This is a genomic window from Streptomyces sp. NPDC051913, assembly GCF_044593635.1.
In the GTDB taxonomy this organism is placed as follows: domain Bacteria; phylum Actinomycetota; class Actinomycetes; order Streptomycetales; family Streptomycetaceae; genus Streptomyces.
Genome location: NZ_JBIUCI010000005.1, coordinates 244,573 through 259,122, shown reverse-complemented (window position 1 = coordinate 259,122; position 14,550 = coordinate 244,573). Strand labels below are relative to the sequence as shown.

Annotated in this window: 11 protein-coding genes; 10 read left to right on the top strand and 1 reads right to left on the bottom strand. The window is 71.5% G+C overall.

What is annotated here, in order from left to right; all coding sequences use genetic code 11:
• Positions 1–206: 206 nt before the first annotated feature.
• From leuS to ACIHIX_RS17150, 9 genes are all read left to right on the top strand, one after another.
• Positions 207–3,092 (top strand): leucine--tRNA ligase, encoded by a 2,886-nt coding sequence (gene leuS, locus ACIHIX_RS17190; protein ID WP_399956193.1) that lies wholly within the window; start codon positions 207–209, stop codon positions 3,090–3,092.
• Positions 3,093–3,235: 143 nt separating this feature from the next.
• Positions 3,236–3,985, top strand: a complete 750-nt coding sequence (locus ACIHIX_RS17185; RefSeq protein ID WP_399956190.1) for a hypothetical protein — start codon at positions 3,236–3,238, stop codon at positions 3,983–3,985.
• Positions 3,986–4,057: 72 nt separating this feature from the next.
• Positions 4,058–4,903, top strand: coding sequence for a DegV family protein (locus tag ACIHIX_RS17180; RefSeq protein ID WP_399956187.1), 846 nt, complete (start codon positions 4,058–4,060; stop codon positions 4,901–4,903).
• Positions 4,904–5,054: 151 nt separating this feature from the next.
• A complete protein-coding gene (locus ACIHIX_RS17175) occupies positions 5,055–6,134 on the top strand; it encodes a helix-hairpin-helix domain-containing protein (RefSeq protein ID WP_399956184.1) in 1,080 nt (359 codons plus the stop codon).
• A complete protein-coding gene (locus ACIHIX_RS17170) occupies positions 6,131–8,932 on the top strand; it encodes a ComEC/Rec2 family competence protein (RefSeq protein WP_399956181.1) in 2,802 nt (933 codons plus the stop codon). Before ACIHIX_RS17175 ends, ACIHIX_RS17170 begins: the two co-directional genes overlap by 4 nt.
• Before the next feature lie 51 nt (positions 8,933–8,983).
• Positions 8,984–9,889, top strand: a complete 906-nt coding sequence (locus tag ACIHIX_RS17165) for an arylamine N-acetyltransferase (RefSeq protein WP_399956178.1) — start codon at positions 8,984–8,986, stop codon at positions 9,887–9,889.
• Positions 9,882–10,127 (top strand): hypothetical protein, encoded by a 246-nt coding sequence (locus tag ACIHIX_RS17160; protein WP_399956175.1) that lies wholly within the window; start codon positions 9,882–9,884, stop codon positions 10,125–10,127. The genes ACIHIX_RS17165 and ACIHIX_RS17160 overlap by 8 nt, the downstream gene beginning before the upstream one ends.
• A gap of 74 nt (positions 10,128–10,201) precedes the next feature.
• Positions 10,202–11,191, top strand: coding sequence for a DNA polymerase III subunit delta (gene holA / locus ACIHIX_RS17155; protein WP_399956172.1), 990 nt, complete (start codon positions 10,202–10,204; stop codon positions 11,189–11,191).
• A gap of 186 nt (positions 11,192–11,377) precedes the next feature.
• Positions 11,378–11,773 (top strand): nuclear transport factor 2 family protein, encoded by a 396-nt coding sequence (locus ACIHIX_RS17150; RefSeq protein WP_399956168.1) that lies wholly within the window; start codon positions 11,378–11,380, stop codon positions 11,771–11,773.
• Positions 11,774–11,958: 185 nt separating this feature from the next.
• Here ACIHIX_RS17150 and rpsT read toward each other — a convergent pair whose 3' ends face one another.
• Positions 11,959–12,225 carry a 30S ribosomal protein S20 gene (rpsT, locus tag ACIHIX_RS17145; RefSeq protein WP_329339357.1) on the bottom strand — a complete coding sequence of 89 codons (267 nt, stop codon included), beginning with the start codon at positions 12,223–12,225 and terminating at the stop codon, positions 11,959–11,961.
• Between the two features lie 222 nt (positions 12,226–12,447).
• Between rpsT and lepA the strand changes: the two genes are divergently transcribed.
• The gene (gene lepA / locus ACIHIX_RS17140; protein WP_399956165.1) at positions 12,448–14,316 is read left to right on the top strand and encodes a translation elongation factor 4; all 1,869 of its coding nucleotides are present in this window, start codon (positions 12,448–12,450) and stop codon (positions 14,314–14,316) included.
• The last annotated feature ends 234 nt before the right edge of the window (positions 14,317–14,550 follow it).

Genomic DNA, 14,550 nt, shown 5'->3' with positions numbered 1-14,550 from the left:
TGCTCAATGGCTGCGGTACCCTGACGCCATGCGTGCCGTACGCCTTCTGCTTAGCGAGCCGCGCTGACCAGTCCCGACCGCCGGTGAACCGGACGGGTCGGCATCAGCGCGGCGTCCCCTCCTGTGTGAGGGGATTTTTCATTTGCCGGCTGTCACAGCCGGACGACGCAGCCGCTGGCAGAGACGATCGATGGAGCTTAAGGATCATGAGCGAGACGAACCCCGCTGCCCCCACTGATACGTCGGTGGATGCCGCGCCGCACCGCTACACGGCCGCCATGGCGGCCGAGATCGAGGCACGCTGGCAGGACTTCTGGGACGCCGAGGGCACGTACGCCGCACCGAACCCCAAGGGTGACCTGGCGGGCGACCCGGAGCTGGTCGCCAAGCCCAAGAAGTTCATCATGGACATGTTCCCCTACCCCTCCGGCGCGGGCCTGCACGTCGGCCACCCGCTGGGCTACATCGCCACCGACGTCTTCGCCCGCTTCCAGCGCATGACCGGGCACAACGTCCTGCACACCCTGGGCTTCGACGCCTTCGGCCTGCCCGCCGAGCAGTACGCCGTGCAGACCGGCACGCACCCGCGCGTGTCCACCGAGGCCAACATCGAGAACATGAAGGCCCAGCTGCGCCGGCTGGGCCTGGGCCACGACAAGCGCCGGTCGTTCGCCACGATCGACCCGGACTACTACAAGTGGACCCAGTGGATCTTCCTGCAGATCTTCAACTCCTGGTACGACGACGAGGCGAAGAAGGCCCGCCCGATCGCCGAGCTGATCGCCCAGTTCGAGTCCGGTGAGCGTGCGGTACCCGGTGGCCGTTCCTGGGACGCGCTGACCGCCGCCGAGCGCGCCGACGTCCTGAGCGAGTACCGGCTGGCCTACGCCTCCGACGCGCCCGTCAACTGGTGTCCGGGGCTGGGCACCGTGCTGGCCAACGAGGAGGTCACCGCCGACGGTCGCTCCGAGCGCGGCAACTTCCCCGTCTTCAAGGCCAAGCTGCGCCAGTGGAACATGCGCATCACCGCCTATGCCGACCGGCTGATCGACGACCTGGACGCGCTGGACTGGCCCGAGGCCATCAAGCTGCAGCAGCGCAACTGGATCGGCCGCTCCGAGGGCGCCCGCGTCGACTTCCCGATCGACGGCGAGAACATCACCGTCTTCACCACCCGCCCCGACACCCTGTTCGGCGCGACCTACATGGTGCTGGCGCCCGAGCACCCGCTGGTCGAGAAGTTCACCCCGGCCGCCTGGCCCGAGGGCACCCACGACGTCTGGACCGGCGGGCACGCCACCCCGGCCGAGGCCGTCGCCGCCTACCGCGCGCAGGCCGCCGCCAAGTCGGACGTGGAGCGCCAGGCCGAGGCCAAGGACAAGACCGGCGTCTTCATCGGCGCCTACGCCACCAACCCGGTCAACGGCGAGCAGGTCCCCGTCTTCATCGCCGACTACGTCCTGATGGGCTACGGCACCGGCGCGATCATGGCCGTCCCCGCGGGCGACCAGCGCGACTTCGAGTTCGCGCGCGCCTTCGAACTGCCGATCACCTGCATCGTCGAACCGACCGACGGCCGCGGCACGGACACCTCCACGTGGGAGGACGCCTTCGCCTCGTACGACGCGAAGATCATCAACTCCTCGGGCGAGGGCATCTCCCTGGACGGCCTGCCCGTCGCCGAGGCCAAGGCGCGCATCACCGAGTGGCTGGAGCGGTCCGGCGTCGGCGAGGGCACCATCAACTTCCGGCTGCGCGACTGGCTGTTCAGCCGTCAGCGCTACTGGGGCGAGCCCTTCCCGATCGTCTACGACGAGGACGGCGTCGCGCACTCCCTGCCCGAGTCGATGCTGCCGCTGGAGCTGCCCGAGGTCGAGGACTACTCGCCGCGCACCTTCGACCCGGACGACGCGGACACCTCCCCGGAGACCCCGCTGTCCCGCAACGAGGACTGGGTCAACGTCACCCTGGACCTGGGCGACGGGCGCGGTCCGCGGAAGTACCGGCGTGAGACCAACACCATGCCCAACTGGGCCGGTTCCTGCTGGTACGAACTGCGCTACCTGGACCCGCACAACAGCGAGGCCCTGGTCGACCCCGAGATCGAGCAGTACTGGATGGGCCCGCGCCAGGGCCAGCCGCACGGCGGCGTCGACCTGTACGTCGGCGGCGCCGAGCACGCCGTGCTGCACCTGCTGTACGCGCGCTTCTGGTCCAAGGTGCTGTTCGACCTGGGCCACGTCTCCTCCGCGGAGCCGTTCCACAAGCTGTTCAACCAGGGCATGATCCAGGCCTACGTCTACCGGGACGCGCGCGGGATCGCCGTACCGGCCGCCGAGGTGGAGGAGCGCGACGGCGCCTACTACTACCAGGGCGAGAAGGTCTCCCGGCTGCTGGGCAAGATGGGCAAGTCCCTGAAGAACGCGGTCACTCCGGACGAGATCTGCGAGGAGTACGGCGCCGACACCCTGCGCCTGTACGAGATGGCCATGGGCCCGCTGGACGTCTCCCGGCCGTGGGACACGCGCGCGGTGGTCGGCCAGTACCGGCTGCTCCAGCGGCTGTGGCGCAACATCGTCGACGAGGCGAGCGGTGAGGTCACCGTCTCCGACGCCGAGCCCGACGAGGACACGCTGCGTGCCCTGCACAAGGCCATCGACGGTGTGCGCGGCGACCTGGAGGGCATGCGGTTCAACACCGCCATCGCCAAGGTCACCGAGCTGAACAACCACCTGACCAAGGCGGGCGGCGCGCTGCCCCGGTCCGTCGCCGAGGCGCTGGTGCTGCTGATCGCCCCGCTGGCCCCGCACATCGCCGAGGAGCTGTGGCGCAAGCTGGGCCACACCGACTCGGTCGTCCACCAGGACCTGCCGGTCGCCGACCCCGCGTACGTGGTCGACGAGAGCGTGACCTGCGTCGTGCAGATCAAGGGCAAGGTCAAGGCCCGCCTGGAGGTCTCGCCGACCATCTCCGACGAGGAGCTGGAGAAGGTGGCTCTGGCCGACGACAAGGTCGTGGCGGCGCTGGACGGGGCGGGCATCCGCAAGGTGATCGTGCGGGCGCCGAAGCTGGTGAACATCGTTCCGGCGTAGGCGTCCGGCCGTGTGCGACGCGGTCTGCCCCTAGGGGTTCGCTACGGGCAGGTTCGGGGTTCCGCTGGAACTCCGGACCTGCCTGTCGCGTTTACCGTGGAGGAAGGGCGTGGAACCTCGCGCCCGGTCGGAGGAGGAGCGTAGTGGAGGCACTGTTGGCGATCGTCGCTCTGCTTTTCGTGCTCGTCCTGGTGCTCGGCGCCTACGCCACCGTGAAGGCGGTCGGCGCCGCCAAGCGCGGAGTGGACCGCACCCTCACCCAGGCCCGCCGCACGGTCGAGGACCACACCCTGCGGGCCAAGTCCATGGTGCAGCCCGGCCCCGCCGGCGAGGTCGCCCAGCTGCGGCTGCGCCTGCGGACCTCCATGCGCGCCACCCAGGACGCACTGCACGCGGGCGTGGCCGAGGACGAGTCCCTCAAGGAGTCCCTCGCCCTCTTCCAGCGGCTCAGCGCGCACGGCCACGAACTCGACGCCGAACTGCGCCGACTGGAGTCCGAGCCCGACCGCGCGACCCTCGCCGAGCGGCTCCCCGCCCTGCGCGAGCGCACCGAGACCATCACCCGCTCCGCGGACTCCCTGCGCTGGGCCGCGCGCGACCGGGCCCGCCGCTTCGCGGACGACGACCTGGACTCCCTGAGCACCCAGATCGACATGGAGGCCGGCGCACTGCGCCACTGGACCACGGCCGAGCCGACGGACCCGGCCGCCGCCCAGTCCCCGCCGTCCTGGCCCGACGCCCCGGCCGCCGACGGCGCGGGCTCCCGGCAGACCTGGCCCGAGACCCCGCGGTCCCGCACGGCCGAGGAACCGACCCAGGCCTCCATCACGCCACCGGCCACCCGCCCCACCTACCCCTGGCAGAAGAAGCCCCGCCCCGAGAACACGACTTGATCCGGCCACGGCCCTCCCGGCCCCGAGGGGTCGGGCTGCCGCCCGGGCGCTACGGCAGGTAACCTCCAGCTCATGTCCCGCCATGTCGCGATCGTCACCGATTCAACGGCCTACCTGCCGCCGCGGACGATGGAGCGTCACGGCATCACCGCGGTACCGCTGACCGTGGTCCTCGGCGACCAGGCACTCGAAGAGGGCACCGAGATCTCGACCAGGTCGCTGGCCCAGGCGCTCCAGAAACGGCGCCCGGTCACCACCTCCCGCCCCAGCCCGCAGCTCTTCGCCGAGACCTATCGCAAGGTCGCCGAGGCCGGCGCGACCGGCATCGTCTCCCTCCATCTCTCCGCCGAACTCTCCGGTACCTACGACGCCGCCGTCCTCGCGGCCCGCGAGGCGCCGGTGCCGGTACGGGTCGTGGACACCGGCATGATCGCGATGGCCCTCGGCTTCTGCGCGCTCGCGGCGGCCGAGGCCGCGGAGAGCGGCGGCACCATCGACGAGGCCGTCACGGCCGCCGAGAAGCGGGCCTCCGGCACCTCCGCCTACTTCTACGTCGACACCCTCGACTATCTGCGCCGCGGCGGCCGGATCGGCGCCGCGCAGGCCCTCCTCGGCTCCGCCCTCGCGGTCAAGCCGCTGCTCCAGCTGCAAGGCGGCCGCATCGAACCGCTGGAGAAGGTACGGACGGCGTCGAAGGCGATCGCCCGCCTGGAGGAGATCGTGGCCGACCGCGCCGGCAGCGCACAGGTCGACATCGCGGTCCACCATCTCGCCGCCCCCGACCGGGCGTCGGCCCTGGCGGACCGGCTGCGGGCACGGGTGCCCGGGCTGGCGGACCTGCATGTGAGCGAGGTCGGCGCGGTGATCGGGGCACACACGGGGCCCGGGTTGTTGGGGGCTGTGGTCTCCCCTCGGTGACGGGACGGTGGCCGTGGCCGTGTGCGGGGCCGTGGGCGGGGTGCGGGGTTCTGTCACTCGTGTGGGTGGTGGAGTTATCCACAACTCGGTGGTTGTCCCCGGGAATTGAGCAAGATCATCGCGGATGGGTGAAGTGCCGGATCCTCGGCGCATGGCACTTCGATCACGTTCACGCACAGCTGTCCCGACCAGTGGGCCGGGCCGCGGCCCTGCCTCGGATGTCCGCAGCCGTCATCGCCGACGTCCCCCGACCACCGGTCGTCGGGGTCGGCATCGGTATGCGTCGGGGGAGGAGCTTCGGCGGCGCGCGGAGGTCATCTTTCCGGAACGGGTCGAGGGGTGGCGGGAGTTGGGGGCGGATGGTCCGCATCCGACGCCTCCTTCGGATCCGGCTCCTTCTCCGGCTCTGAGCCCAACGGTGTTGGATCCGTCTCCGTCGCCGTCGCCGTCTCCGTCTCCGGGTGACTGGCGGGTGCGGGTCGGGTTCGCGGTGCGGGAGCGGATGCCGGTGTGGCTTCAGACCAGGTGTGGTCTGGAGCGGCGGAGCGTGGTGGCGCTCACGGTGCTGCTCGTGGTCGCGGCCGGTTTCGCCGTGCAGCACTTCTGGACCGGCCGTACGCAGTCGGTGCGGGCGCCGGAGGTGGTGCGGGCCGCGGTGCCCTTCGAGGGGCAGCGGGCGTCCGAGGAGCGACGTACGGAGGCCGGGACCGGGGGCGGGGCCGGGGCTGGTGCGTCCGGAGCGGCTGGTACGGCGTCGGCGGAGATCGTGGTGGACGTCAGCGGCAAGGTCCGGGAGCCCGGGATCCATCGTCTTCCGGCAGGGTCACGGGTCGCCGACGCCCTCCGCGCGGCCGGCGGGGTCAAGCCGGGTGCGGACACCACCGGGCTCAACCGGGCCCGCTTTCTGATCGACGGTGAGCAGATCGTTGTGGGGGCTCCTGCCGGGGTGGCGCCCGGTCCTGCCGGGGCTACGGGAGGCGCGGCGGGGGCAAGCGGCTCGGTCGGCTCAGGCGGTTCGGTGGCGGGGGCCGGGCCCGCCGCGCCGGTCTCCCTCAACACGGCGACCGTGGACCAGCTCGACACCCTGCCCGGCGTCGGGCCGGTGCTGGCCCAGCACATCGTCGACTACCGCACACAGCACGCCGGTTTCCGCTCGGTGGACGAACTGCGCGAGGTCAACGGCATCGGCGAGCGTCGCTTCGCCGACCTACGGAATCTCGTACGGCCATGAGTCGCGTCCCTGGCCCTGCGGAGCCCCCGTCGACGGCACCTCATCCGCGCCCGGCCGTGCACGCCTCCTCCGGCGCGCGGTTGGGCGCGGCCAACCCCCGGCAGGAGGGGCCGACCGACCTACGACTCGTACCGCCCGCGCTGGCCGCCTGGTTGACGGCGGCGACGATGGTGGACGCCGCGTCGGGACGGGTCATCGGCGTCGCCGTCGGATGCCTGGCCGTGGGGGTTGGGCTCCTGGTGGTGCGGAGGCGTGCCGGGCGTCGGGTGGCGGTCGCCGCCGTGCTGCTGTGCGTCGCCGCGGCAGCCGCCTCCGCGGGGTTGCACGGTGCCGATCTGCGTAGGGGCCCGGTTCCCGCGCTGGTGCGGGAGTACGCCACGGTGACGGCCGAGCTGGAGGTCACCTCGGATCCCCGGCTCACCCGGCCGCGGGTCAAGGGGGATCACATGGCCCCGGCCTCCGTGCTGATCGGCGCGGAGGTGCGGCGGGTCGAGGAAGCGGGCGGGGCGGCGGTGGCGACGCGGGCGCCGGTGCTGGTGATCGTTGATGTGGGGGCGGGGAGCGAGGGCGAGGGTGGGCGTGGGGGAGGGGCGCCGGACGGATCTGGTGGGCGGACGGCGGGCGGGGCGGGGACCGCCGGGACGGGGGCGGCGGCAGGGGTCGGTTCAGACGGTCGGCTGGGCGTGGGTGCCGGATTCGAGGGACCGTCGGGTGCGGGTGCGGGTGCGGGTGCGGGTGTGGGTGCTGGGGCCGACGTCGGGCTCGGGGCCGGTGGTCAGGTGGGTGTCCGTGCCGGGGCATCGGCTTCTGCCTGGCTTCGGTTGTTGCCCTCCACGCGGGTGCGGGTGAGTGCACGGCTGGCGCCGACGGTGCGGGACGGGGACCGGGTCGTGGGGGTGGCGCGGGTCTCGGGCCGGGAGGCGCCGCAGGTCGTGGCGGAGGCGCCGCAGGTCGTGGCGGAGGCGTCGGGGGTGCAGCGGTTCGCGGGGCGGCTCCGGGCGGGGCTGCGGGCGGCCACCGATCCGTTGCCGGGGGATGCGCGGGCGCTGTTGCCGGGGCTGGTCGTCGGTGACACCTCGCGGATCACGCCGGAGCTGGACGAGGCGTTCAAGGCGACCGACCTCGCCCATACGCTCGCCGTCTCCGGGAGCAACCTCACGATCATCCTCGCCCTGCTGATCGGACCGCCCGGGCTGGCCCAGCGGGTCGAACGGCGAGGGCTCGCGCCCCGGCTCGGTATCCCGCTGCGGACGACAGCGGTACTCGGCGGCGTCCTCACCCTGGCCTTCGTCGTCGTGTGCCGGCCGGACCCGAGCGTGCTGCGGGCCGCGGCCTGCGGTGCCGTCGTCCTGCTCGCCCTGGCGACCGGACGCCGCAGATCGCTGATCCCGGCGCTGGCGACGGCCGTACTGCTGCTGGTGCTGTACGACCCCTGGCTGGGCCGGAGTTACGGATTCCTGCTGTCGGTGCTGGCCACCGGAGCCCTGCTGACGATCGGGCCCCGCTGGAGCGCGGCCCTGCAACGGCGGCGGGTGCCACCGCGGTTGGCCGAGGCGCTGGCCGCCGCCGGTGCCGCGCAGGCCCTGTGCGCGCCGGTCGTGGCGGTGCTGTCGGCACGGGTGAGTCTGGTGGCGGTGCCGTGCAATCTGCTCGCCGAGTTCGCGGTGGCGCCGGCCACGGTGCTGGGCTTCGCGGCGCTGGCGGCGGCACCGATGGCGATGCCGGTGGCCAAGGTGCTGGCGTGGTGTGCGAGTTGGCCCGCCGGGTGGATCGCGGACGTCGCCCGTACCGGGGCGGCGCTGCCGGGCGCGGGGGTGGACTGGCCGGGCAACTGGGGCGGGGCGGGTCTGCTCGCCGTGGTCACGGGGGTGCTCGTCCTGGCCGGTCGATGGTTGTTGCGGCACCCCTGGTGGTGCGGGGTCTGCGGGGCGCTGCTCGTGCTGGCGGTGGTGCAGCCGCCGCCGTTGACCAGGGTCGTCACCGGGTGGCCGCCGCCCGGCTGGCGGTTCGCGGTCTGTGACGTGGGACAGGGCGACGCGACGGTGCTCGCCGCGGGCGACGGCACCGGCGTAGTGGTCGACGCGGGGCCCGACCCGGCGTTGGCCGACCGGTGTCTGCGCACGCTCGGGATCACCAAGGTCCCCTTGGTCGTCCTGACGCACTTCCACGCCGACCATGTGGCGGGCCTGCCCGGGGTGCTGCGCGGGCGGGCGGTGGGCGCGATCGAGACGACCGGGTTCGAAGAGCCCATGGACCAGGTGGAGTTCGTACGGAGGCAGGCGGCGCGCCGGCACATTCCGCTCACCCGCGCGGTCGCCGGGGAGCAGCGGCGCACGGGGTCACTGTCCTGGCAGGTCGTGTGGCCGCCGCCGAGCCCGCCGCCGAACGCGCCACCGGGAACACCGGCCGGGCTCGTGGCACCGGAACCGGACGGCCCGAACGACGCCAGTGTCACGCTGCTCGTGCGATCGGCGGGGCTGCGGTTGCTGTTGCTCGGCGATCTCGAACCCCCGGCCCAGCAGGCGCTGTCGAGATCGCCGGCGGGGGCCTTGCTGGGCGGCGTGGACGTCCTCAAGGTGGCCCACCACGGCTCCGCCTACCAGGACCCGGAGCTCATACGGAAGGTGGCCCCGCGGTTGGCGCTGATCTCCTGCGGGAGGGACAACCCGTACGGGCATCCGGCACCTGGCACGGTCGCCGCGCTGCGGGCCCTGGGCGCGGTGGTGCTGCGGACGGACGAGGACGGGGCGTTGGCGGTCTCGGGGACAGGGGAGGGGCTACGCGTCTCGGGTGGTTGAAGCCCGTTGAGGTCAGGGGTGGTGGAGGCCGTGGTGACGGAGACTGAAGGCATGGACTCTGTACAGGTCGACGCCTATCTCCGCCGTCTGGGGGTCGGCCGCCCGGCGCGGCCCACCACGGACGCGCTGCGCGAGCTTCAGCTGCGCCATCTGCGGACCGTGCCCTTCGAGAACCTCTCGGTGCACCTCGGGGAGGAGATCGTGCTGGAGGAGAAGCGGCTGCTGGACAAGGTGGTGGGGGCGCACCGGGGCGGATTCTGCTACGAACTCAACGGCGCCTTCGGGGCGTTGCTCGGCGCGCTCGGCTTCGACGTGACCTTGCTCGCGGCCCGGGTGTACGGGGAGGAGGGACGGCCGGGCATTCCGTACGACCATCTCGCGCTGCGGGTGAGGACGGTGGACGGGGGCGACTGGCTGGCCGACGTGGGCTTCGGGGCGCTCAGCCACCGGCCGCTGGCCATCGGGGCGCGGGAGGAGCAGCACGATCCCGCGGGCGTCTTCCGGGTCGTGGCGGCGGAGCCGGACGCCGCCGGGGTGCGGGGCGGTGGGCTCGCGGCGGCCGAGGCGGTGGACCTGGACGTCGTCATGGACGGCAAGCCCCAGTACCGGTTGGAGGCGCGGCCCCGGGTGCTCCGTGACTTCGTGGCGGGCGCATGGTGGCACAGCACCTCGCCGGGGTCGCACTTCACGAAGTCGCTGGTGTGCTCGCGGGTCACGGAGGACGGCGGGAGGATCACGCTCAGCGGCCGGGGACTCACGGTGACGGCGGCGGACGGGGCGCGTGAGGTGCGGGAGCCGGCGACGGACGAGGAGGTGCTCGCGGTGTACCGGGAGCGGTTCGGGATCGCACTGGAGCGGGTGCCGGAGGTGCGGGACTTCGGCCGGGCCGGTCGACAGGGAGGGACGGGGACGGACGGGGAGTGTCGGAGCGGTGCCGGAGAATGGGGGCGTGAGTGATGTGAGACATGTGCTGGTGCTGCCCGACCGGGACGCCGCGGAGGAAGCGGCGCGAGAGCTCGGGGAGCGGTTCGGGGTGACCGAGGAGCCGCAGCTGGTGCGGGACGCGCTGGCCGGGGAGGACGACGCGGAGGACGCGCAGTGGCTGATCGTCCTGCGGGACGAGGAGGGGCGGCTCGATCCCGGAGCGTTGGACGAGTTCGCGGGGGAGTGGGACGGGTGGCGGGAGGAGCCGTAGGGCCGTAGAGCGCCGGGGCCCGGGGCGGGGCTTGGGGGCGGTCGTTGTCAGTGGCGCGTGCCATGCTTGTCGCGATGGCCAGGAAGACTGCGAATGACGACCCTCTCGCCCCCGTGACGCTTGCCGTGGGCCAGGAGGACCTTCTGCTCGACCGTGCCGTGCAGGAGGTGGTGGCCGCCGCTCGGGCCGCCGACGCCGACACGGACGTACGGGACCTGACTTCGGACCAGTTGCAGCCCGGCACCCTTGCCGAGCTGACCAGTCCCTCGCTCTTCGCGGAGCGCAAGGTCGTGGTCGTACGCAACGCGCAGGACCTGTCGGCCGACACGGTCAAGGACGTGAAGGGGTATCTCGGAGCGCCCGCCGAGGAGATCACCCTCGTGCTGCTGCACGCGGGGGGTGTGAAGGGCAAGGGGTTGCTCGACGCCGCGCGCAAGGCCGGGGCGCGGGAGGTGGCCTGCCCGAAGATGACCAAGCCGGCGGACCGGCTGGCGTTCGTGCGGGGGGAGTTCCGGGCGACGGGGCGGTCGGCGACGCCGGAGGCCTGTCAGGCGCTGGTCGACGCGATCGGCAGTGATCTGCGGGAGCTGGCGTCGGCCGTGTCGCAGCTGGTGGCCGATGTCGAGGGGACGATCGACGAGGCGGTCGTCGGGCGGTACTACACCGGGCGGGCCGAGGCGTCGAGCTTCACCGTGGCCGACCGGGCGGTCGAGGGGCGGGCCGCGGAGGCGTTGGAGGCGCTGCGGTGGTCGCTGGCGACCGGGGTGGCGCCGGTGATGATCACCAGTGCGTTGGCGCAGGGGGTGCGGGCGATCGGGAAGCTGTCGTCGGCGCGGGGCGGGCGGCCGGCGGATCTCGCGCGGGAGCTGGGGATGCCGCCGTGGAAGATCGATCGGGTGCGGCAGCAGATGCGGGGGTGGACGCCGGACGGGGTGGCCTTCGCGCTGCGGGCGGTGGCCGAGGCGGACGCGGGAGTGAAGGGCGGCGGGGACGATCCTGAGTACGCCCTGGAGAAGGCGGTCGTCGCGATCGCTCGGGCGGCGCGGTCGCGGGGGCGCGGGTAGGGCGTAGGCGGAGGGCGGCGTCCGGTCCGGTCCGGTGCCGGGGCGCGTGGCGGGTCGGCTGGGGCCGGCCTCGGAGTGTGGCCTGACCGGCGTTCCGTGGGCAGGGTCGTGACGATTGCCGGTGAGGGGAGGACAATCGGGGCATCAGCCGCATATCGCCGAGATCACGGAGAGGTGGCGATGGTCATGGCTGAACATCCGCACGCAACGCTCGTCCGCAAGGGCTTCGAGGCTTTCACCCGGGGGGACATGGACACCCTGCGGGAACTGATCGCCAAGGACGCCACGCATCATGTGCCCGGCACTCACCCGCTCTCGGGCGACTTCAAGGGGCAGGACGCGATCCTCGACATGTACCGGCGGCTCGGTGAGGAGACCGAGGGGTCGATGCGGCTGGAGATGCTCGGGATCGCCGTCGACGGCCGGGGTCACGCGGTCGGCATGTGCCGGGTCACGGCCGATCGGCAGGGGCGGCATCTGGACGACACCGGCTGCATCGTGTTCCGCATCGTCGGGGACAAGGTCACCGACCTCGACGAGTGTGTCGAGGACATGGAGAAGAGCGACGCGTTCTGGTCCTGAGCTCGGGCCCGGGTACGCCGAAGGCCCCGGCTTCCGCCCTGGGGAAGGGAGGGTGCCGGGGCCTTCGGTTCACGATGGTGGATCCGCGCCCGCGTGGCGAACGCAGGCCGCGCGCAGATCCGGGGAGCCGGTCGGGAGCGGATGAGAGAGGGCCCGCTCGGGTCCTTCCGGCGTCAAATCAAGTGTCAGCCGTTGAGGCCGGTGACCTTCGAAGCAAGCGCCGACTTCTTGTTGGCGGCCTGGTTCTTGTGGATGACGCCCTTCGAGACGGCCTTGTCGAGCTGACGCGCGGCAGCGCGCTGGTACTCGGTGGCCTTCTCGACGTCACCCGCGGCAGCAGCCTCACGGGCCTTGCGGATCGCGGTCTTCAGGGAGGACTTGACGGCCTTGTTGCGCAGCCGGGCCTTCTCGTTGGTCTTGATCCGCTTGATCTGGGACTTGATGTTCGCCACTGATTGAGCCTTTTCAGGTTCAGGCACGGAACCGCGAGGGATCCGGGCCAGGTGATTTCTTGGGGTGTGCCTCGCGCTGAGAGGGCATGAGACACAGCCACCCAGGCTACCAGGGGGGCGGCCGGTGGCCCAAAACGGTCCCCGGTCGCCCGCCGTGGGACCATGGAGCCTACGTATCGATCCGACCCGAGGCATAAGGCGCCTCAAGAGACAGGACCCTGCGTGCCCGCGACCCCTAACAATGTGCCCGAGCCGAGCCGTACCGACCCGGCTCTGATCCGCAATTTCTGCATCATCGCGCACATCGACCACGGCAAGTCCACCCTCGCCGACCGGATGCTCCAGCTGACCGGTGTGGTCGAGCAGCGGCAGATGCGTGCTCAGTACCTCGACCGTATGGACATCGAGCGTGAGCGTGGCATCACGATCAAGTCCCAGGCGGTGCGTTTGCCGTGGGCTCCGACCCACGACAAGACCAACACGCACATCCTGAACATGATCGACACCCCCGGGCACGTCGACTTCACCTACGAGGTCTCGCGGTCGCTCGCCGCCTGCGAGGGGACCATCCTCCTCGTCGACGCCGCCCAGGGCATCGAGGCCCAGACCCTCGCCAACCTGTACCTGGCGATGGAGAACGACCTCACGATCATCCCCGTACTGAACAAGATCGATCTGCCGGCCGCGCAGCCCGAGAAGTTCGCCGAGGAGCTCGCCAACCTCGTCGGGTGCGACCCGGACGACGTGCTGCGGGTCTCCGCCAAGACCGGCGTAGGTGTCGACGCGCTGCTCGACCGGGCCGTCCGGGACATCCCGGCCCCTGTCGGTGTCGCCGACGCACCCGCCCGCGCGATGATCTTCGACTCCGTCTACGACTCCTACCGCGGTGTCGTGACGTACGTCCGTGTCATCGACGGGCAGCTCAACAAGCGTGAGCGCATCAAGATGATGTCGACCGGCGCCACCCACGAGCTGCTGGAGATCGGGACGAACTCGCCCGAGATGCTCGGCGCCGACGGCCTCGGCGTCGGTGAGGTGGGCTACCTCATCACCGGTGTGAAGGACGTCCGTCAGTCCAAGGTCGGCGACACCGTCACCAGCCAGCACAAGGGGGCCACCGAGGCGCTCGGGGGCTACAAGGACCCCAGGCCCATGGTCTTCTCCGGGCTCTATCCGCTGGACGGCTCCGACTACCCCGAGCTGCGCGAGGCCCTCGACAAGCTCCAGCTCAACGACGCCGCGCTCGTCTACGAGCCGGAGACCTCCGCCGCGCTGGGCTTCGGTTTCCGTGTCGGCTTCCTCGGTCTGCTGCACCTCGACGTGATCCGTGAGCGGCTGGAGCGCGAGTTCGGACTCGACCTCATCGCCACCGCGCCGAACGTGGTCTACCGCGTGGACATGGAGGACGGCAGCGAGCACGTCGTCACCAACCCGAGCGAGTTCCCCGAGGGGAAGATCGACAAGGTCTACGAGCCTGTCGTACGGGCCACGATCCTGGCTCCCTCGGAGTTCATCGGGTCGATCATGGAGCTGTGCCAGACCCGGCGCGGCACGCTGCTCGGCATGGACTACCTGTCCGAGGACCGCGTCGAGATCCGGTACACGCTGCCGCTCGCCGAGATCGTCTTCGACTTCTTCGACCAGCTGAAGTCCAAGACCCGCGGCTACGCCTCCCTGGACTACGAGCCCACCGGCGAGCAGACCTCCAGCCTCGTCAAGGTCGACATCCTGCTGCACGGCGACAAGGTCGACGCCTTCTCGGCGATCACGCACAAGGACGCGGCGTACGCGTACGGGGTGCGGCTCGTCGCCAAGCTGCGCGAGCTCATCCCGCGGCAGGCCTTCGAGGTGCCCATCCAGGCCGCGATCGGTTCCCGGGTCATCGCCCGCGAGACCATCCGCGCCATCCGCAAGGACGTCCTCGCCAAGTGCTACGGCGGTGACATCTCCCGTAAGCGGAAGCTCCTGGAGAAGCAGAAGGAGGGCAAGAAGCGGATGAAGATGGTGGGCTCTGTGGAGGTTCCGCAGGAGGCCTTCATCGCCGTGCTGAGCAGTGACGACAGCGCGGGTTCCGGCAAGGCCAAGAAGTAACCGCGTTTTCCCGTGGGAACAGGGGCCCGTCGCGTGTGAGCGTGACGGGCCCCTACGCGTGCGTAACGTCGCGCTCTGTAGGAAGTGACAGGCCGTCGCCCCTTACGCAGGCGGCGGTCGCGCTCTACTCTGATCTCCACTCGATGGTTACTCGTGAGTTAAACAACACTCGAGCAGCACCACCAGCCGCACTGAGCCACCAGCCGCACTGAGCCAGCCGCCGCACTGTCGCGG

Bases quoted from the DNA above. Each gene is read 5' to 3' on its own strand.
- leuS (WP_399956193.1), top strand. From the start codon at position 207: ATGAGCGAGACGAACCCCGCTGCCCCCACTGATACGTCGGTGGATGCC.
- ACIHIX_RS17180 (WP_399956187.1), top strand. From the start codon at position 4,058: ATGTCCCGCCATGTCGCGATCGTCACCGATTCAACGGCCTACCTGCCG.
- ACIHIX_RS17175 (WP_399956184.1), top strand. From the start codon at position 5,055: ATGGCACTTCGATCACGTTCACGCACAGCTGTCCCGACCAGTGGGCCG.
- ACIHIX_RS17170 (WP_399956181.1), top strand. From the start codon at position 6,131: ATGAGTCGCGTCCCTGGCCCTGCGGAGCCCCCGTCGACGGCACCTCAT.
- ACIHIX_RS17165 (WP_399956178.1), top strand. From the start codon at position 8,984: ATGGACTCTGTACAGGTCGACGCCTATCTCCGCCGTCTGGGGGTCGGC.
- holA (WP_399956172.1), top strand. From the start codon at position 10,202: ATGGCCAGGAAGACTGCGAATGACGACCCTCTCGCCCCCGTGACGCTT.
- ACIHIX_RS17150 (WP_399956168.1), top strand. From the start codon at position 11,378: ATGGCTGAACATCCGCACGCAACGCTCGTCCGCAAGGGCTTCGAGGCT.